Genomic DNA, 19,074 nt, shown 5'->3' with positions numbered 1-19,074 from the left:
TCCATTTACGCCCCGGTTTGAGGCTTTGATTGATGACGGCGTCGCCCTCCCCCCTTCGCCCTTCCGCGCTCGCGCTGCTCGTCACGGCCGTGCCGGCCGGAGTGCTCTGCACGGCGGCGGTGGCCGCGGCCCCGTCGACCGTTCGCGTCCCCCTCGGCTGGTTCTCCGTCTTCGGGGTGCTGCTGCTCTCCGTCGCCGCTTTCGCCGTCACCTGGCTGACGCGCACCAGCCGCCTTTTGCGCCGCCGCATCGCCGCCTTGGGCGCCGACATCGCGACGCGTGACGGCCACCTCGCCCGGCTCACCGCCGACGCCGCCCGCGACGCGGCCGCGCGCACCGCCGAACACGCACGCCTCACCCTGGAGCACGCCACGGAACTGGAGCGGCTGAAAACCGCCCACACCGTCGAGCTCGACCTGGTGACCGTCGCGCGGCTCGCCGACCGCGAGCGGCTCGGCGAGGAACTGCGGCGCGCCGAGTCCGGACGGGCCGCCGCCATGGCCGCCGCCGCCAACGCCGCCGGCCGGATGCAGGCGCTCGCCACCGGCATGCTGGCCGACCTGCGCGAGATGGAACACCGCCACGCCGACGAGGACGTACTCGGCGACCTGCTGCACCTCGACCACCGCACCGCCCAGGCGGGTCGCCTCGCGGACTCCATCGCCGTCCTCACCGGAGCCCGCTCGGGCCGTCGCTGGGCGAAGCCCATCGTCATGGAGTCGATCCTGCGCGGCGCCATGGGCCGGATCGGCGGCTACCAGCGGGTCCGGCTCCACTCCACCAGTGACGCCGCCGTCGCGGGGCACGCCGCCGAAGGCGTCATGCACGCCCTCGCCGAACTCCTCGACAACGCCGCCAACTTCTCCCCGCCGACCGCCGAAGTCCACGTCTACGTGGAGGAGGTGCCGGCCGGGGTCTGCATCACCGTCGAGGACAGCGGCCTGGTCATGAGCGAGGTCCAGCTGCGCCGTGCCGAACAGGCCGTGGCGGGCGAGTCCCTGGACCTGGCCGGGCTCTCCGGGACCCGCCTCGGTCTCGCGGTCGTCGGCCGCCTCGCCCGCAAGCACGGGCTGACGGTGTCCTTCCGACCCTCCGCGCGCGGGGGTACCGGCGCGCTGATGATGCTGCCGCAGGAGCTGATCAGCCGCGCCCCGGCCGACGCCGGGCCGACACCGGCCCTCGTGGCCGCTCCGGCCGGAGCCGCCGGCGAGCGGACGGGGGAACCGGCCGTGCACCACGGGTCCCGCCCGCGCGGTGACGGCGCGGACACCGGTGGCGCCGGGCGCGCGAAGGACCGTACCCGCTGGACGGCGGGCGACGCCCCGGACGCCGTACGCACGGCCCCCGCCGAAGACCCCGCGACCGCCGACGGGGACCCCCGGCCCGGTGACCCGGAACTGCCCCGGCGCCGCCGCGGCCGTACCCTCGCCGCCGCCCACCCCGAAGGCCCAGAGGCCGCCGCCCGCGCGTCCCGTACCCAGGCCGCCCCGACCGGCGCCTCCCAGTCCGCCGCCCGCTTCGGCAGCTTCCGGCAGGCCGTGCGCGGCGCGTCGGCGCAGCAGCCCCCGCACACCCCGCACCCGGAAGGCAACACGCGATGACCGGCTCCACGACCGACGAGACGCTCAGCTGGCTCCTGGAAGGACTCCTGGAACGCACCCCCGGCGCCCGCCACGCGCTCGTGCTGTCCCGGGACGGCCTCAAGCTGTGCCGCACCCCCGAGCTCTCCGTCGACCAGGCCGACCAGCTCGCCGCGATCGCCGCCGGTATCCAGAGCCTCTCGCACGGCGCGTCGATCGAGTTCGGCGACGGCACCGGGGGAGTGCGCTCCGCGATGGCCGAGTTCTACGGCGGCATCCTGTTCATCGTCGAGGCCGGGGAAGGCGCGCACCTGGCGCTCGTCGCCGCCGAGGACGCCGACGCGGGCCTGGTCGGCCACAACATGTCCGAACTGGTGGAGCAGCTCAGCGAGCATTTGATCGCGAGGCCCCGGGGTTGAGCCGGACCAGGCCGGGCCGGGACGACTCCCCGGACCGGCTCTACACCCTCACCGGCGGTCGCAGCAGCTCCGGTTCGGACGCCTTCGACCTCGTCACGCTGATCGTCGCCGAATGCGATCCGGTGCCCGGCATGCAGTCGGAGCACGCGGCGATCCTGCGGATGTGCCACTACCCGACGGCGGTCGTCGAGATCGCCGCCGAGCTGGGCCTACCGGTGTCGATCGTACGGATCCTGCTCGCCGACCTCCTCGGCACCGGCCGGATCAGCGCCCGACACCCGCGTGCGGCGTACCGCCTTCCCGACCCCGACATCCTGGAGCAGGTGCTCGTTGGACTCCGCAACCTCTGACCGGCGTGAAACCCGGCAGACCCTCAGCAGCACCGCCGACAACGGCTTGAAGATCGTCATCGTGGGCGGCTTCGGCGTGGGCAAGACCACCATGGTCCGCTCGGTCAGCGAGATCCGGCCGCTGAACACCGAAGAGACCATGACCAAGGCGGGCGAGGGCGTCGACGACACCGACGGCGTCATCGGGAAGAGCGCCACCACGGTCGCCTTCGACTTCGGCCGGATCACGCTCGACGCGCGCAACGTGCTCTACCTCTTCGGCGCCCCGGGGCAGGAACGTTTCTGGTTCCTGTGGGACCGGCTGTTCTCCGGCACCCTCGGCGCGGTCGTCCTCGTCGACACGCGCCGTCTCGCCGACTCGTGGTACGCCATCGACCGCCTCGAACACCACGGCACGCCCTTCGTGGTGGCCTGCAACGACTTCGGCGGCCCCGGCCACACCGCCGAACAGATCCGCGAGGCCCTCGACCTGCCGCCCGAGGTGCCGCTCGTCTTCTGCGACGCCCGCTCGCGCGCGTCCAGCAAGGACGTCCTGATCTCCCTCGTCCGCCATCTCCAGACGGCAGCCCCGCCCCACACCCCGGAGCCCACCCCGTGACCACCCCCACCGACCGCGCACCGCAGCCCGTCTACCTCGGCGGCCCGCGGTTCCAGACCGACCCGCTCGCGCTGTACCGGGAGATGCGGCGCGACCACGGCGCGGTCGCCCCGGTCGTCCTCGACGGCGACGTCCCGGCCTGGCTGGTCCTCGGCTACCGCGAACTGCACCAGGTCACCAGCGACCCGCAGCTCTTCTCCCGCGACTCCGACCTGTGGAACCAGTGGGACCGCATCCCCGCCGACTGGCCCCTGCTCCCGATGATCGGCCGCAAGCAGCCCTCCATCCTCTACACCGTCGGCGAACGCCATCGCGAGCGCGCGGCGGTCGTCTCCGGCGCGCTGGAAGCCGTCGACCCCTTCGAACTCAAGGGGCACGCCGAGCGGTTCGCGGACGAGCTGATCGACCGGTTGTGCGGCAAGGGCGAGTGCGACATCGTCGGCGAGTACGCGATGCTGCTGCCGCTGCGCGTCCTCGCCCGGATCTACGGCTTCTCCGACGATCAGGGTCCGGGCCTGGTCACCGCCATGAACGACATGATCAACGGCAGGGAGGGCGCCCTCGACGGCCAGCGCCACCTCGCCGAGTCCATGTTCGCGCTGATCGCGGACAAGCTGGTGCGCCCCGAACACGACGTCGTCTCCCGGATGCTCGCCCGACGCGGCGACTTCACCGTCGAGGAGATCGCGCAGGACCTGATGGTGATGCTGGCCGCCGGCCACCAGCCCACCGCCGACTGGATCGGCAACTCGCTGCGCCTCATGCTCACCGACGACCGCTTCGCCGCCTCCCTCGCGGGCGGCCGGCACAGCGTCGGCGAAGCGATGAACGAGGTCCTGTGGGAGGACACCCCCACCCAGAACGTGGCCGGCCGCTGGACCTCCCGGGACACCCGCCTCGGCGGACAGCGCATCAACCGGGGCGACCTCGTGCTGCTCGGTCTGGCCGCCGCCAACGCCGATCCGCAGGTACGCACCGACGCGGGGGCCCTGACCGGCGGCAACAACGCCTTCTTCTCCTTCGGCCACGGCGAGCACCGCTGTCCGTTCCCCGCGCAGGAGATCGCCGAGGCCATCGCCCGGACCGGCATCGAGGTCCTCCTCGACCGGCTCCCGGACGTCGACCTCGCCGTGCCCGCCGCCGACCTCGCCCGGCGGCCCTCGCCCTGGCTGCGCGGCCTCTCCGCGCTGCCCGTGACCTACACCCCGACCCCCGCCCTTGGAGCCTCCGGATGACGTGCCCGATCGACCACACGGGACCCGCCGCCATCACCCTGGACCCCTTCGTCGCCGACCTCGACGCCGAGAGCGCCGCGCTGCGCGCCGCCGGACCGCTGGCCCGGGTCGTCCTGCCCGGCGGCGTCGCCGTCCACGCCGTCACCCGCCACGCCGAGGCCCGGGCGCTGCTGACCGACTCGCGGCTGGTGAAGGACATCAACGTCTGGGGCGCCTGGCAGCGCGGCGAGATACCCGCCGACTGGCCGCTGATCGGCCTCGCCAACCCCGGCCGCTCCATGCTCACCGTCGACGGCGACGAGCACCGGCGCCTGCGCACCCTCGTCGCGCAGGCCCTGACCGTCCGCCGGGTGGAGAAGCTGCGCGCGGGCATCGAGGCCCTGACGCACGGGATGCTCGACCGGCTGGCCGAGCACCCGGCCGGAGCCACCGTGGACCTCAAGGCGGAGTTCGCCTACCCGCTGCCGATGAACGTCATCAGCGAGCTCATGGGCGTGGACGCCGCGGAACACCCGCGCCTCAAGGCGCTGTTCGAGAAGTTCTTCTCGACGCAGACGCTGCCGGAGGAGGTGCCGCAGATGATGGCCGACCTGTCGGCGCTGTTCTCCCGGATCGTGGAGTCCAAGCGGAAGAACCCTGGCGACGACCTGACCAGCGCCCTGCTCGCGGCCTCGGAGAACGGCGACCACCTCACCACCGAGGAGATCACCAACACCCTCCAGTTGATGGTCGCGGCCGGTCACGAGACCACCATCAGCCTGATCGTCAACGCCGTCGTGGCCCTGGAAACCCACCCCGGGCAGCGCGCACGCGTCCTCAAGGGCGAGGTGCCGTGGGAGAACGTCATCGAGGAGACCCTGCGCTGGTCCACCCCGACCTCGCACGTCCTGATCCGCTTCGCCGCCGAGGACATCGAGGTGGGCGACCGGACCCTGCCGAAGGGCGAGGGCCTGATCGTCTCCTTCGGCGCCATCGGCCGGGACGAGAGCCAACACGGTTTGGACGCAGGTGACTTCGACGTCACCCGCACCCCCAACCGGCACATCTCCTTCGGGCACGGCCCGCACGTCTGCCCCGGCGCGGCGCTCTCCCGCCTGGAGGCGCTCGTCGCCCTCCCCGCGCTCTACGCCCGCTTCCCCGACCTCGCGCTCGCCGTCCCGCGCGAGGAACTGCGCAACAAGCCCATCCTGACCCAGAACGACCTCTTCGACCTCCCGGTCCGCCTGCGCTGAGCGCCCGCTCCCGCAGGCCGCGCCAGGAGTACGACAGCCACGTCCGCCGCTACCTGTGGGGCGGACACTTCCGGTCCGGCTCCCACTTCCCGGGATCATGCGGCGGCGCACCCCTGACCGTCGTCAAGCAGTACATCGAAAACCAGCAGCGTCCCCTCTGACCGTCACCCCGGAGACGCAGGGCACTCCGGCGCTCCGCGCCTCCGGGCCAAAGAGGGCCTTCACCCCCGCCCTGAAGGGCGGAGCACTGGCCAAGATCAGAGGTAGAACAAGTCGATTTCCGCGATTCTCAAACGCCGCCGGTGCGCGCAATCGGGTGGCACCACAGGAGCCCGGGAGCTGGATACGCTCCCGGGCTCCGTCACGCCCCGGCTATGCCCGTACCGGCACCGACACGAAGGTCTTCCCCGCCTCGTTCTCGACCAGGACCTCCTTGATGTCGGCCGCCGCGACCGCCGCCGAACCGTCCAGCGAGGCACCCTTGCCCTCACCATGTTCCGTCGTGCCCACGACCCAACCGCCCGCCGTGCTGCGCGTCCCGTCCCGCGAGACCACCACCAGCCGGCAGCGCTCGCCCGCGGGCACACCGGTCACGGCCGCGTGCACCCGCACCCACGCCGCAGCCGGCACCACCTGCACCGTCATCCGCGCACCGCTGCCCCCGTCCGTCGCGGACGCCACCCGGGTCCCGGGCACCGCCGACGGCGCCGGCGCCGGCGCCGGCGAGAGCGTCGGGGACGGCGGCGCGGGCCGCGCGACGTTCTCGGCGCCGCCCGTGCCCAGTTGCGTACCGGCCCAGAACACCGCGGCCAACGCGGCGGCCGCCGCCAGTCCCGCCATCCCGTAGCGTCGGCGGGCCCGGGCCGCCCGCTCGCCGCGGACCTGCCGCAACGTGCGCCGCAGCAACAGGTCACCCCCCTGTGGGGGTCCGTCGAGGAACGCCTCCGGGGGAACCTCGCCCAGGGCCGTCTCCATCTCGCGCAACGCGGCCACCTCCTCCCGGCACTGCACGCAGTCGCCGACGTGCTCCTCGACGCGCCGTACGTCCGCCTCGTCGAGGACTCCGAGCACGTACGGGCCGAGCAGTTCCTCCTCGTGCCGCTGCCGGCTCATGCCACCACCTCCCGCAGTCCGCCGGGCTGCTGGGGCGGCCTGCCCGATCGTTTGCTCCTGTTGCCTTCCCCGGCGCCCTCCGTGAAGACCTCGCGCAGGGCCTTGAGCGCGTAGTGCGCGCGTGATTTGACCGTGCCCGCCGGGATGCCCAGCCGGTCGGCGGCCTCGGCGACGCTGCGCTCGCGGTAGTACAACTCGGTCAGCACGTCCCGGTGTTCCGGAGTCAGCCGGTCCAGCGCGCCGAGCACCGTCATGGCGTCGACCACGGAGTCCGCGTGGTCCACCTCGACCGGGGGAGCGGCCGCCGCGCCCGACACCTCCGGCGGCCGGGCCGCCTTCGCGCGGTAGCGGTCGGTGATGATGTTCCGGGCGACCGTGAGCAGCCAGCCGCGCACCGAACCCTTCCCGTTGACCAGGACCTCGGAGTGCCGCCAGGCCCGCAGGAGGGTCTCCTGGACCACGTCCTCGGCGGCGGCCCGGTCCCCGGTGAGCCGGGTGGCGTACGCGAGCAGGGCATGGCCGTGCTCCTCGTACACCGATGTGATCAGTGCCTCATCGGTCGAGCCCCGCCGAGTGCGGGGCCACAGTGGTCCGGCCATCTCACCCTCTCCGTCTTCCTCGCTTGCGTGGTGCGGTCCGAACACGAGCCCCGGCCGAACCGGGTTCATGTGACCCGCGTCACTCGGCGGCCGCGGCGCCTCAGGTCCGGCAGGTGCGGCCCTCGTTGAGGCAGTCCACGACGACCCTCATCCGCTCGTCGGCCATCACGTTCACGAACATCGCGTGGTCCGTCTTCGGGCTGTGCATCTGCTCGGGGAAGGCGTCGAGCGCGAAGGGCGTGCCCGCCGGCACGTCGTACGCCAGCGAGACGCGCAGTTGCGGCACGGGGAAGGTGTCCGCGGGGCAGACGCCGCTCGCGGTGGGGAACCGCAGGTGTGAGCGGTGGCCGGGGCTGTCGGTGTCCAAGCCGTTCCAGCAGCTCGGGAAGACCAGCGTCCGGGTGACGCGCTGCCCGGCGGGACACCGCGGATAGTGCGGGGAGGCGAGCCCCGGCGAGCCCGAACACCCCCAGCGGGCCCGGACGTCCGCCTCTGCGCCCGCCGTGTACGCGACCGCGTCGCCGGTCACCGCGCGCAGGAAGCGCGGCATGGGCACCACCTTGCCGACCGGGCTGCCGCGGAACTCCACCGTCACCGCCGCCTCGGGCATGATCTCGCCCGCGTTGCCGTGCCCCGCCCCGTTCTCGTGCGGGTCCCGCCCCGGGCGGTCGGTGCGGCGCAGCACCGGCCAGTAGTACGTCGACCGGTCACCGCCCGCGCAACTGGTGGGGGCGGCGGCGAGGGAGGCGTCCGTGGACAGGGCGTCGGCGGACAGGTTCCCGACGTAGGAATGGGTGTGGTGGGCGCCGGCCCGCAGCCCAGGCGAGACCACCAGGTTGTCCTGGTTGTAGTGCCCTTCACCATTGCGACCGCAATCCACGGTCATCGTTCCGGTCGAGGCGTCCGGACCGGCGGCCGGCCGTCCCGGCTCGGGCAGCATGTCGCGCGGGGTGGCGAAATCCGCCGCGACGGAGCCCGCGCGCGGTCGGGCCGCCCGTGACGCCCCGACCACGGCGGCCGTCAACCCACCACCCAGCACCAGGCAGACCAGCAGCGCGAGCAGTCGCTGTTCGTTCCCCATGGCGGTCACCGTTGCCGCCGGCCGCCACCCGCGTCAACCGGGCATCCGCAGGGCGGACGGCCACGCCCTCCCGGGGGCACCCCGTCGGCCCCCGCGCACGGGCGCCGTCGCCATCCCCTTGCACATCCTGTCGCGCGTCCCGGCGCGCGTCCCGCGGCGTCGAAGCCGGTTGGCCGGGGCGTCCCTTGCCCGCGCGGCCGGCGACCGCGCACAGTACCCCGTATGACTCCCGCGGAACGCTTCCAGGCATTCGCCCGCACCCGCGCCTCGCTCGACGGCGCCGAGGTGACCTTCTGGTGGACCGGTGACGTGTACTCCTGGGCGCCCGGTGAGCCCTACCGCCGCCTCTTCGGCTTCGAGGGCCTCAACGTGGCCCGGCTGGTCATCGGCGAGGGCGAGGAGGAGGGCGCGTACCGGTTGCTCACCAGGGAAGCCGCCTTCTACCTGGACCCGGGGAGCCGCGAGATCCTGGAGACGTGGGAGGACAAGCCGGTCGCCCACGTTTGGAACGACCCGGCGAACCAGAGGTGGCGGCCCTTCCCCGTGCCCGCGACGGAACTCGGCGACCAGGTGTGTTTCAGCCTGGAGATCCCCCTGGCCTACCCCTCGCCCCTGTCCGTCGCGCAGTACCCGCTGAACTCGGCCGACGACACCTACCGGGCCCTGGAACTGTTCCAGTTCTTCGCGCCCACGACCGCCCTGACCACCGACGCGCCGAGCGTTCCCGCCACCATGTCCTGGACCCGGATGTCCCCGTGGCTGCCCTGGATGGAACAGGGAGCGCGCCCCGGCGGCCTCACGTTCCACTGTCGCGGTCGCAAACTCACCTCCTACGAAGACGCCCCCGAACGCACCCGCGCGTACATCGCAGCCCACCACCCCGAGTTCGCGCACGCCCCGGAGAAGTGGACCGAGCCGAACGAGACCAGCTGGACGTATTTCCGAGCACTCCACCCGCCCCGGTAGCCTCTTCACCCAGGAGAGGGGCCGGACAAGGGTTTTCCCCGTATCGAGTTCATCCGGGCGTTGCCTACTGTCTGCCCACCGGCGGTCTTCCCCCGTCACGAACTGCCCCCGCACCAACCCCACATGGTGTGAAGCCTTCCGAGGCCGGGTGGGATCGCCGGTACCGCCGTTGCCCTGCCCCGCCGTCGCGGTCGGGCAACGCGGCGCGCGGTGGTGTCCGGAGCGGGTCTGACCAGCCCGCTCCCGACCCGCCCGGCCGCCGGCTCACCTCCCACACAGCTCGAACCGGCCGCTCCGGCCTGCCCGGAAACGGCCCGCGAAAGGGAACACGTGCACGCATCCAGACGCCGGCTCATATCCGTGGTGGCCATGTCCGTCACGCTGCTGGCAGGCTCCGCCACCGCCGCCGTGGCCGTGGCCTCCTCGGACCCCGCCACCACCCTCCCGGCCGCCGCGGCCCCCGCCGCCGCGCCCGTGCAGAACCTGATCGTCGGCTACAAGCCCTCCGCCGCCGAAGCGGGCTCCAACACCGCCGCCGCCGCCGACGCCACCGCCAAGGGCAAGAAGGCCGGCAAGAAGGCGAAGTTCGACCGCCGTCTCGGTACCGGTGCCGCGCTCGTCAACCTGGGCGGTGCGACCGCCCCCGCCGACGCCGCCGACGTGATGGCCCAGTTCCGCGCCGACCCCGACGTCGCCTACGTCGAACCGGACTCCCGCGCCTACGCCATGGCCACCCCGAACGACACCGAGTACGCCAAGCAGTGGGACCTCTTCGAGCCCACCGCCGGGATGAACGTGCCCGCCGCCTGGGACAAGACGACCGGCTCCGGCGTCACCGTCGCCGTGATCGACACCGGTTACGTGACGCACTCCGACGTCGCCCCCAACATCGTCGCGGGCTACGACTTCATCAGCGACTCCACCGCCGCCCGCGACGGCAACGGCCGCGACAACAACCCGGCCGACCAGGGCGACTGGAGCGCGGCGGGCGAGTGCGGCACCGGCTCCGCGGCGAGCGGTTCCTCCTGGCACGGCACCCACGTGGCCGGCACGATCGCCGCGGCCGCCGACAACGCCAAGGGCGTCGCCGGCATCGCGTACAACGCGAAGATCCAGCCCGTCCGCGTCCTCGGCAAGTGCGGCGGCGCCACCTCGGACATCGTCGACGCCATCACCTGGGCCTCCGGCGGCTCGGTCCCCGGCGTCCCGGCGAACGCCACTCCCGCCAAGGTCATCAACATGAGCCTCGGCGGCTCGGGCACCTGCGGCACCAGCTACCAGAACGCCATCAACGCGGCCGTCGCCCGCGGCACCACCGTCGTGGTCGCCGCCGGCAACAGCAACGCCGACGCGGCGGGCTTCACCCCCGCCAGTTGCAACAACGTGATCACCGTGGCCGCCTCCAACCGCACCGGCGACCGCTCCTTCTACTCCAACTTCGGTACCCGCATCGACATCACCGCCCCCGGCGGTGAGACCCGCCGCGCCACCGACACGCCCGGCACCGTCACCACCCCCGAGAACGGCATCCTCTCCTCGCTGAACGACGGCGCCACCACCCCGGGCGCGGAGATCTACAAGCCGTACCAGGGCACCAGCATGGCCTCCCCGCACGTCGCCGGCCTCGCCGCGCTCCTGGTGGCCGCCAAGCCGTCCCTCACCCCGGCGCAGGTCAAGGCGGCCATCAAGGCCAACGCCCGCCCGCTCGCGGGCACCTGCACCGGCGGCTGCGGCGCCGGCCTCGCCGACGCGGCAGCCACCGTCAACGCCGTGATCTCCGCCCCGGTCACCCCGGTGTTCACCAACACCACGGACGTCGCCATTCCGGACAACGGCGGCGCCGTCTCCTCCTCGGTCACCGTCTCCGGCATCACCGGGAACGCCCCGGCCGCCCTCAAGGTGAACGTCGACATCAAGCACACCTACCGCGGTGACCTCGTCATCGACCTGGTCGCGCCGAACGGCACCGTCAAGCGGTTGCAGAACTCCTCCGGCGACAGCGCGGACAACATCCTCACCACCTACACCGTGGACGCCTCCGCCCTGCCCGCCAACGGCACCTGGCAGCTGCGCGTCCAGGACGTCGCCGCCGCCGACACCGGCTACATCGACTCCTGGAGCCTCGGCTTCTGAGCCCGGCCCCCACCCCGGCCCGTCAGGCCACCGGAGCCCCCAACCCGGCCCTGACGGACCCGCTGGTACGGACCAACACCAGCCCCCGGACCTGCCGGTACCCCACGTACCGGCAGGTCCCTCGGGCATTCCGGCCGACCGACTGATTTCTGCGTCACAAAGAGGGTCCACCCCCCGGCCGACCTCGTATTGTCGCGTCTCACAGGAAAGGCACAGGGCAGGGGCGCGAAAGGCTGGTGGCTGTGCGTGGCGGCGACGGGGAACGCTGACACAAGCGTCGGACACGGTGAACTCATCGAGGCGGTCGACCGCGCGCTGACCACCCACGGCCGGGCGATCCTCACCGGGCCGGCCGGAGCCGGCAAGACCGAAGTGGTGCGCGCCGTCGCGGCCGGCGCCGAGGCCCGCCGCGAGACCGTGCTCCACCTCGCCCCGGAAGCCGCCGACCAGTGGATACCCGAGGCATCGGCCGCCGCCCTGCTCGCCTCCGTACCCCGCGCCGCCCTCGACCGGCTCGCCGGACCCCAGCGCACCGCCATCGCCCTGCTGCGCCGCGAGACCGACACCCCGGGCGCCGGCCGCGACCACGTCGCACTGCGCCTCGCCGTGGTCGAGGTACTGCGCACCCTCGCCACCCGCAATCCCGTCCTGCTCGTCGTCGACAACGCCCAGTGGCTCGACGCCGAAAGCACCGACCTCCTGCGCTTCGCCCTGCGCCTCACCCCACCCCGGGTCCGGGTCCTCGTCGCCGAATGCGTCCAAGGCGGCGCCCCCGTCGCCGTATCGCTCTGCGGCCCCAGCACCCCCACCGTGCGGGTGCCCCCGCTCGGCGCGGAGGAAGTCGCCGAACTGCTCGTGCGGCACGGGTTGCCCGCCCGCCTCGCCGGCCGCATCCACCAGGCCAGCGGCGGCAACCCGCGCCTGGCCCTCGCCCTCGGCCACTCCCTCACCGAAGCCGCCGGATCCCGCGACGGCGGCCCCGGCGCCCACCACGCCGACACCCTGCCCGTCTCCGGGCAGGCCCGCGAAGTCGCCCGGCGGCTGCTCGCCGAAGCACCCGCACGGGCCCGGCGCACCCTGCTCCTCGCCGCCCTCGCCTCCCGCCCCACGACCGCCCTGCTGCGCCGGGCCGGCAGCCCCGACGCCGAGGCGGAACTGGCCGAGGCGGAACGGGCCGCCCTGGTCACCGTGGGCGAGGACGGCGCCGTCCGCTTCACCGCCGGCGCGCTGCCCACGGCACTGGCCGCCGACGCCGGCTGGCCCGAGCGGGCCGCCGGGCACGCCGCGCTCGCCGCCGCCGTCGACGACCCCGTCCAGGCCGTACGGCACCGGGCCCTTGCGGTGGACACCCCCGACGCCGGACTCGCCGCCGAGATCACCGAGGCCGCCGCGGCCTGCCGGCGCCGCGGCCAGCGCGCCCTCGCCGCCGAACTCGGACTGCTCGCCGCCGAACGCACCCCCGGCGACCGGCCCGAGGAGGAACTGGCCCGGCTCGTCACGGCCGCCGAGGACGCGGGCTGGGCCGGGCGCGCCGACCTCGCCCGCCGCGCCGCCCGCGCCGTCCTCGCCCGCGACGCCTCACCCGCCGACCGGGTCCGCGCCCGCCTCGCCGTGATCGACGCCGCCGGGCAGGCGCTGGCCGACCTCGACGAGACCTTCGCCTACGCCATCGACGACGCCGCCGGGGACCCCGCCCTGCTGGCCGCCGTCCGGCTGCGCGTCGCCTGGAAGCACAACCTCAGCGACGGCGACCCGGTACGTTCCCGCGACGCGGCCGCCGAGGCGGGAGCCCTCGCCGCGCTCGGCGGCGACCAGGTGGCCGAGGCCATGGCCCTGACCGTGCGGGCCCGGATGGGTCGTATCCTCGGCGACCCGGGAGCCGAGGACATCCTCGCGGAGGCGCTCGCCCTGCCGGTCCCCGAAGTGCCGCTCGGCATGCGCAACGCGCCGCAGTACCTCGCCGTCCGGCACGCCCTTTTCGACGACCGGCTGGAGGAAGCCCACCGGCAACTGCTCGTCCTGCTGCCCGCCGTGCAGCGCACCGGATCCTCCGAGGACGTCTTCGAAGTGCTGCGCAGCCTCACCGAGGTCGAACTGCGGCGCGGCAGGTGCGCGGCCGGGGCCGCGCACGCCCGGCGCGCCCTGGAACTGACCATCGAGGCGGGCCTCTCGCCCGGCCCCGCGTGGTACGTCGCCGCGACGGCCGAAGCCACCGGCGGCAGCTTCGCCCGCGCCGCCGGCTACGCCCGCCGAGGCATCCAGGCGTCCGAGGAGGAACACGACCAGGTGTTCCTCTCCCGCGCCCTCTTCGCCCTCGGTTCGGTGGAACTGGCCACGGGGGAGGCGGCGAAGGCGGTGGCCACGCTGCGCCGGGTCGCGGGCCTGGAAGACGCCCAGCAGGTGGTCGACCCCTCGATCCTGCGCTGGCACGGGGAACTCGCCGAGGCCCTGGTCGCGGCCGACGCCCCCGGTGAAGCCGCCGAACTGCTGGACTCCGTCCGTACGGTGGCGCGCGCGCTCGGACGCACCGGTGTGCTGGCCGCCCTCGACCGGGCCCAGGGCCTGTGCCTGTCCGCGCGGGGTGACGCGGAGGCGGCCGTGGCCCTGCTGGAGGCCACGGCCCGACGCTTCGACGAACTCGGCCTGCCCCTCGAACGCGGCCGTACGCTCCTGGCCCTGGCCCGCGTCGAACGCCGCCGCCGGCGCCGAGCCCCCGCCCGTACCGCGCTGCGGGAGGCGGCCGAGGTGTTCGACCGGGCCGGGGCGAAACCCTGGCTGGACCTCGCCCGCGAGAGCGCTCCCGAGGCCGCCGCCCTGCACCCCGGGGTGGCGGCCCTGACCGAGGCCGAGACCCGCCTCGCGCTGCTCGTCAGCCAGGGCGCCAGCAACCAGGAGGCCGCCGCGAAGCTCTTCCTCAGCGTGAAGACGGTGGAGTCCCGGCTGACCCGCATCTACCAGAAGCTCGACGTCCGTTCGCGGGCGCAGTTGGCGACGGCCCTGCGCGCGCGCTGAGTACGGGCCGCGTTCGGCTGTGTACCGGTCCTCTCCCGGGCCGGGTCAGCAGGTGAGGTGGTCGCCCGGGGTGACGCCCAGCACCTGGGTGAAGCTCTGGTAGGCGTTCACCCGGCTCTGGACCTGCGCCGGATTGCCGCCGTTGCACTCCAGGGAGCCGTTGATCGAGCGGATGGTCTCGCCGAAGCCGGCGCCGTTCACCATCGCCGCGTGGGCGGTCATGGTGCCCGGGCCGTTCTGCGTGTTCCAGTACCAGAGCGCCGTCTTCATCGCGACGGCCGGGTCCTGCTCGACGAGGTAGGGGTTGGCGAGCAGGTTGATGCCGAGGGCGTCGCCCGCCGCCTTGTAGTTGAAGTTCCAGCTCAGCTGGATGGGGCCGCGGCCGTAGTAGGCGGCCTGGCCCGCCGGACAGCCGTAGGGCTGGGACGCGTCGCAGTAGTGGGGGTAGTTGGCGGTGTTCTGCTCGACGATGTAGACGAGGCCGCCGGTCTCGTGGGAGACGTTGGCGAGGAAGGCGGCGGCCTCGCGCCGCTTGACGGTGTCGTCCCCGGTGTGCGCGAAGGCGGGGTACGCGGAGAGCGCCGCGACCAGCCCGTTGTAGGTGTAGAAGGGGTTCCGGTTCGGGAACATCCGGTTGAACTGCGCTTCGCTGACGACGAATCCGGAGGGGTCGCCGGTGCCCGGGTCCGGGTCCTGGCCACCGCCGCCGCAGGCGCCTTGGTCCGACCAGACGCCCCACTGTCCGGTGGTGCCCGGTGTCTCGCCCTGGGTCCACCACTTGGCCTGCCAGTTGTGGCCCGCGTACGAGGCGCTCATGCCGTTCGTGTAGACGCCGGAGGCGGTCCAGGAGCCCGCGCAGGCGGGGGCCGCGGCGGCGGGGGAGGCGGGCAGGGCGACGGCGAGGCCGAGGGTCACGGCGGCGGCCGCGGCCATGGACAGGGCGCGGCGACGTAGCGCACGGATCACGGAAGTGCTCCTTCAGTGGGGGGAGTTGTCGTGGGGACGACTACGGCCACTGAAGCGAAAGTGGTCTGAACCTGTCAAGGTCTAGACCAAAGCTGTTGCTTTTGGCGTGTTCGGCTGCGCACACACGGGACCGGCGTGACGACGAAGGTCGTCACGCCGGTCCGGGGTGAGAACTGATCAGCTGCCGGCGGACAGGTTTCCGGACAGGACCGGGATGTTGTCCACGATGTGCGAGAGGGACTCGTCGCCCTTGGCCTGGGTGGAGTTCTCGGTGCACTGCTGGTTCTGCGGGTTGGACAGGACGTTGATGTCCTGGACGCCGACGTTGACCAGGGCGACCAGCGACTGGGCGTTGACCTTGGCGGGCAGGCCGACGCAGAGCTTGTTCAGCGAGCCCTGGACCAGGCTCAGCTGCGGGCTCATGGCGCCATCGGTCTTCTGGTTGCCGTAGATCTGCGCGGCACCGTTGCCGTTGACGGTGTTCACGCCGTTGTCGTTGCCGATCGCCATCGCCGGGGAGGCGGCGACGGCCCCGGCGCCGATGACGGAAGCGGTGACCGCGGCGGTTGCCATGAACTTCTTGAGCATGGTGAGGAATCCTTCTGTCGCATGAGCTGTCCCCGGCGGGTACGTCCAGATCAACTACCGACCTGCCCGGGGGTTATCACCCGTCACCCATGCGGCCCAACGATCCGGGAACCACGCGACGGCGTCCGCTGGGCGGCGCACCCCGCGCGGGGTCCGGACCGCCCGGCGGAACGCGTCAGCCGGTCTTGCGGCGCACCTTCTTGTTCTTGCCGCCGGGGCCGCTGCTGGAGCCCTGCACCTTCGCCCGGCTCTGGTGGGACTGCTGGGCGTGCGCGTTCGCCGCGTTGCGCTCCAGGGCCTCGCGGAACTTGCGCTTGGCCTCCTCGGCGGGGGATTCGTCCTGCGGGGTGTCGGTCTCGTCGGCCATAGGTCCTCCTGGGAGTGATGAAGCCACCTCAGTCTGTCAGCCCACAGCCGCGCTGACCAGCGCGTTCCCGCGCGGGGCGGCGGACCGGTCAGGCGCGGGGTCGCGGAGCCCCGGCGCCGCCGCCCGTACGGACGGCCCGCAGGGCCGCCAGGTGGAGCGCGTAGGGGTCTCCGTGGGCGACCGGACTGCCGGTGAGGGTGTACCACTCGTCGGCGTCCAGGTACTGGATCTCGAAGCGGACCTTGCCGTCCGCTCCCGCGACGGTGCGCAGCGTGAGGTCGCCGGTGATCACGCCGACCTCGTCGGTCATGGCGCCGCCGGGTCCGGCGAGGACGTGGTCCTCCCACCGCCGGGGCGCACTCATGAGGCGCAGGTGTCGATCATCGTGGTGAGCATGGCCTTCTCCGGTGGGGTGACGGTCAGCTTGTAGAAGGACTTGACGGTGGTCCAGGCGCGTCCGTACTGGCACCAGCTCGACTTGTCCGGCGGCTGCCACAGGTCAGGGGTCTGGTCGCCCTTCGAACGGTTGGAGGCCGCCGAGACGGCCAGCAGTTGGGGGCGCGTCAGGTCGTTGGCGAACGCCTTGCGCTTGGCGGCGTCCCAGCCGGCCGCGCCGGAACGCCAGCCCTCGGCGAGCGGGACCATGTGGTCGATGTCCAGTTTCGCGGCGTCGGTGATGTCCGCGCCGTCGTACAGGCTCTTCCAGGTGCCGGACACCGCCCGGCACTGCGCGTCCTGGGTGACGTTCTTGCCGTCGCGCCTGAGGACGACCTCACGGGTGTCGCACTTGTCGCCCTGCTCGGCCCAGTGCGTGAACCTGTCCCGGCTGTAGCCGGCCATCGTGCCCGGTTTGGCGACCACCAGGGCCGCCAGTCGCGTCCGGGCCTCCGCCGCGCCGACCATGCCGGGCAGTACGTCGCCGGCGACGGGTTTCGCGGCGCCGCCGGCCGCGGGCCCGCCGCCCGCCCCGTCCCGCTTGCCGTCCGCGCTCCCGGCGCTCCCGCCGCACCCGGCGAGTGCGAACAGCAGCACCACGGCCACCGCCACGCCCCGCTGCCCCGCCTGACGACCCATGAACCCACCCCGCCCCGAACTCCGCGCGCTGTCCCGGGGAAGCCTACCCAGCCGAGCCCCTCCCACCGGCCCGGCGCCCTCGAACCGCGGTGTGACGGGACCTCACCCGGATCACGCACATCGGCTATGACCGAATCGCCGCGCAGGACGCGAACCGCCCCCGGGCCGAGAGGACCGGGGGCGGTTCGGTGCACGGGCGGGGGAATCAGACGGCGTCGGCCGTCTCCGCCACCTTCAGGGCCGGGGTCTCGCCGGAGGCCACGGGCTCCGACACGCGGGGGCCGTGCCCGTTGCGCAGTCCGATCCAGCTGATCAGGGCGACCAGGGCGAAGGCCGCCGCGCCGATGCCGAACGTGAGGGTGAAACCGGACTCGGCGGGCAGGGCGGGAACGCCCGGCGGGAGGTGCTCGATCGTCTTGGAGGCCAGGATCGTGGTGACGATGGCGCTGCCGATCGCGCTGCCGGTCGAGCGGGAGATCGAGTTGATGCCGTTCGCGATGCCGCTCTGGTGGTGAGGGACGCTCGACATGATGACGGCGGGCATGGCGGCGTAGCCGAAGCTGACGGCCGCGCCGACTACGACACCGGCGCCGATCACCGAGAAGGTGTGGCCGTGGTCGACGGCCAGCCAGCCGAAGCCGACGGCGCCGAGCCCGGCGGCCAGGGCGAGTGCGACGCGCGGGCCGCGGTGGCGGACCAACTGGCCGCCGATGGGCGACGCGAGCAGCGAGACGATCGCACCGGGCAGCAGGAACTGGACGGAGGCGCGCAGGATCGACGCGTCGAATCCGTACCCGGTCAGCGCCTTCGGCATCTGGACGAGGTAGGAGACGCCGAGGAAGTTCGCGAACATGCCGAACCCGACCAGGATGCCGGCGAGGTTGGCCATCAGCACCGGGCGGTGGACGAACATCCGCATGTCGACCAGGGGCTCACGCACCTTGCGCTCGACCAGGACCCACACGACGGTCATCACGGCGGCGCCGGCGAAGCTGCCGAGCGTACGGGCGGAGGACCAGCCCCACTCGTGGCCCTGGGAGATGGGCAGCAGGAGTAGGAGCAGGGCGATGCCCAGGGTCAGCGCGCCGAGGAAGTCGGTGCGGCCGCCGGTCTTGTGGCGGGTCGCCGGAACCAGGAACACGACCGCCAGGAGGGCGAGGGCGGCGAAGCCGGTCGCCATCCAGAAGGCATTGCGGTAGTCGGCGCCGTCACCCGAGGTCAGCAGGCCGGTGGCGACCAGCGCCAAGCCGCTGCCGAACGCGAGCGTGCCACTGACCAGCGCCATGGCACCCGGCAGCTTCTGCGGCCGGACCTCTTCGCGCAGGACCGAGAGGGCCAGCGGGAAGATCGCGGTGGCCGCGCCCTGGAGGACCCGGCCCAGGATGAGCAGCGGCAGCGAGGTCGCGAGGGCGGCGACGACGGAACCCGCGACCATGACGGCGAGTACGGCCACCAGGGTCGGCTTCTTGCCGTGCTGGTCGCCGAAGCGGCCGAGCAGGGGGGTGAAGACGGCGGCGGACAGCAGGGTGGCGGTGGTCACCCAGCTGACGTTGGCGGTCGAGGTGCCGAGGTCGTTGCGGATCAGGCCCAGGATCGGGACGGGCAGGGTCTGCATCATCGACACGACCATGGCGGCGAGACTCAGGGCGAAGACGATGACCGTCTCGTTCCCGGGTCTGGCGGCGGAGGGGGTGGATGCGGCGGTGCTCATGGCTGGCAGGACCTTCTTAACGCTTCAGATCGCAGATGTTTTAGCTCATC

Annotated in this window: 18 protein-coding genes and 1 pseudogene; 10 read left to right on the top strand and 9 right to left on the bottom strand. The window is 73.1% G+C overall.

Annotated elements, in window-relative coordinates; all coding sequences use genetic code 11:
- Positions 1–32: 32 nt before the first annotated feature.
- The 7 genes and pseudogenes from ABZ934_RS12330 to ABZ934_RS12300 form a co-directional block, all read left to right on the top strand.
- Positions 33–1,601 carry an ATP-binding protein gene (locus ABZ934_RS12330; RefSeq protein WP_361311945.1) on the top strand — a complete coding sequence of 523 codons (1,569 nt, stop codon included), beginning with the start codon at positions 33–35 and terminating at the stop codon, positions 1,599–1,601.
- Positions 1,598–1,999 carry a roadblock/LC7 domain-containing protein gene (locus ABZ934_RS12325; protein WP_136214855.1) on the top strand — a complete coding sequence of 134 codons (402 nt, stop codon included), beginning with the start codon at positions 1,598–1,600 and terminating at the stop codon, positions 1,997–1,999. The genes ABZ934_RS12330 and ABZ934_RS12325 overlap by 4 nt, the downstream gene beginning before the upstream one ends.
- Positions 1,996–2,349 (top strand): DUF742 domain-containing protein, encoded by a 354-nt coding sequence (locus ABZ934_RS12320; protein WP_361311944.1) that lies wholly within the window; start codon positions 1,996–1,998, stop codon positions 2,347–2,349. The genes ABZ934_RS12325 and ABZ934_RS12320 overlap by 4 nt, the downstream gene beginning before the upstream one ends.
- Positions 2,330–2,947, top strand: coding sequence for an ATP/GTP-binding protein (locus tag ABZ934_RS12315; protein ID WP_361311942.1), 618 nt, complete (start codon positions 2,330–2,332; stop codon positions 2,945–2,947). The genes ABZ934_RS12320 and ABZ934_RS12315 overlap by 20 nt, the downstream gene beginning before the upstream one ends.
- Positions 2,944–4,182 carry a cytochrome P450 gene (locus tag ABZ934_RS12310; protein ID WP_361311941.1) on the top strand — a complete coding sequence of 413 codons (1,239 nt, stop codon included), beginning with the start codon at positions 2,944–2,946 and terminating at the stop codon, positions 4,180–4,182. Before ABZ934_RS12315 ends, ABZ934_RS12310 begins: the two co-directional genes overlap by 4 nt.
- Entirely contained in the window at positions 4,179–5,414 is a 1,236-nt protein-coding gene (locus ABZ934_RS12305) for a cytochrome P450 (RefSeq protein ID WP_361311939.1), read from the top strand. Before ABZ934_RS12310 ends, ABZ934_RS12305 begins: the two co-directional genes overlap by 4 nt.
- An 8-nt stretch (positions 5,415–5,422) precedes the next feature.
- A pseudogene (locus ABZ934_RS12300) lies at positions 5,423–5,575 on the top strand (transposase); the annotation flags it as partial.
- Between the two features lie 211 nt (positions 5,576–5,786).
- On the opposite strand, the gene ABZ934_RS12295 reads toward ABZ934_RS12300, so the two are convergent.
- The 3 genes from ABZ934_RS12295 to ABZ934_RS12285 form a co-directional block, all read right to left on the bottom strand.
- Positions 5,787–6,527, bottom strand: a complete 741-nt coding sequence (locus tag ABZ934_RS12295) for a zf-HC2 domain-containing protein (RefSeq protein ID WP_361311938.1) — start codon at positions 6,525–6,527, stop codon at positions 5,787–5,789.
- Positions 6,524–7,126 carry a sigma-70 family RNA polymerase sigma factor gene (locus tag ABZ934_RS12290; protein ID WP_361311937.1) on the bottom strand — a complete coding sequence of 201 codons (603 nt, stop codon included), beginning with the start codon at positions 7,124–7,126 and terminating at the stop codon, positions 6,524–6,526. Before ABZ934_RS12290 ends, ABZ934_RS12295 begins: the two co-directional genes overlap by 4 nt.
- 100 nt (positions 7,127–7,226) lie before the next feature.
- Positions 7,227–8,207 carry a DUF1996 domain-containing protein gene (locus ABZ934_RS12285; protein ID WP_361311936.1) on the bottom strand — a complete coding sequence of 327 codons (981 nt, stop codon included), beginning with the start codon at positions 8,205–8,207 and terminating at the stop codon, positions 7,227–7,229.
- Positions 8,208–8,429: 222 nt separating this feature from the next.
- On the opposite strand from ABZ934_RS12285, the gene ABZ934_RS12280 reads away from it, so the two are divergent.
- The 3 genes from ABZ934_RS12280 to ABZ934_RS12270 all read left to right on the top strand — a co-directional run bounded on the left by ABZ934_RS12280 (position 8,430) and on the right by ABZ934_RS12270 (position 14,318).
- Positions 8,430–9,173, top strand: a complete 744-nt coding sequence (locus ABZ934_RS12280; RefSeq protein WP_361311935.1) for a DUF1838 family protein — start codon at positions 8,430–8,432, stop codon at positions 9,171–9,173.
- 369 nt (positions 9,174–9,542) lie between these two features.
- A complete protein-coding gene (locus ABZ934_RS12275) occupies positions 9,543–11,306 on the top strand; it encodes a S8 family serine peptidase (protein WP_361312188.1) in 1,764 nt (587 codons plus the stop codon).
- A 246-nt stretch (positions 11,307–11,552) separates the two neighbouring features.
- Positions 11,553–14,318, top strand: coding sequence for a LuxR family transcriptional regulator (locus ABZ934_RS12270; RefSeq protein ID WP_361311933.1), 2,766 nt, complete (start codon positions 11,553–11,555; stop codon positions 14,316–14,318).
- Between the two features lie 45 nt (positions 14,319–14,363).
- Here ABZ934_RS12270 and ABZ934_RS12265 read toward each other — a convergent pair whose 3' ends face one another.
- The 6 genes from ABZ934_RS12265 to ABZ934_RS12240 all read right to left on the bottom strand — a co-directional run bounded on the left by ABZ934_RS12265 (position 14,364) and on the right by ABZ934_RS12240 (position 19,024).
- Positions 14,364–15,251, bottom strand: a complete 888-nt coding sequence (locus ABZ934_RS12265; RefSeq protein WP_361312187.1) for a glycoside hydrolase family 19 protein — start codon at positions 15,249–15,251, stop codon at positions 14,364–14,366.
- Between the two features lie 210 nt (positions 15,252–15,461).
- Positions 15,462–15,872, bottom strand: coding sequence for a rodlin (locus ABZ934_RS12260; protein WP_361311932.1), 411 nt, complete (start codon positions 15,870–15,872; stop codon positions 15,462–15,464).
- A gap of 175 nt (positions 15,873–16,047) precedes the next feature.
- Positions 16,048–16,239 carry a DUF5302 domain-containing protein gene (locus tag ABZ934_RS12255; RefSeq protein ID WP_361311931.1) on the bottom strand — a complete coding sequence of 64 codons (192 nt, stop codon included), beginning with the start codon at positions 16,237–16,239 and terminating at the stop codon, positions 16,048–16,050.
- 88 nt (positions 16,240–16,327) lie between these two features.
- Positions 16,328–16,603, bottom strand: coding sequence for a hypothetical protein (locus tag ABZ934_RS12250; RefSeq protein WP_361311929.1), 276 nt, complete (start codon positions 16,601–16,603; stop codon positions 16,328–16,330).
- Positions 16,600–17,313: a DUF1524 domain-containing protein gene (locus ABZ934_RS12245; protein WP_361311927.1), complete on the bottom strand. Its 714-nt coding sequence runs from the start codon at positions 17,311–17,313 to the stop codon at positions 16,600–16,602. Before ABZ934_RS12245 ends, ABZ934_RS12250 begins: the two co-directional genes overlap by 4 nt.
- A gap of 205 nt (positions 17,314–17,518) precedes the next feature.
- Positions 17,519–19,024, bottom strand: a complete 1,506-nt coding sequence (locus ABZ934_RS12240; RefSeq protein WP_361311926.1) for an MFS transporter — start codon at positions 19,022–19,024, stop codon at positions 17,519–17,521.
- Positions 19,025–19,074: the final 50 nt, after the last annotated feature.

It is taken from the genome of Streptomyces sp. NPDC046557, assembly GCF_040645975.1.
GTDB lineage: Bacteria > Actinomycetota > Actinomycetes > Streptomycetales > Streptomycetaceae > Streptomyces.
The sequence above is the reverse complement of the archived record's forward strand: the minus strand, read 5'-3'. Positions and strand labels throughout refer to the sequence as shown.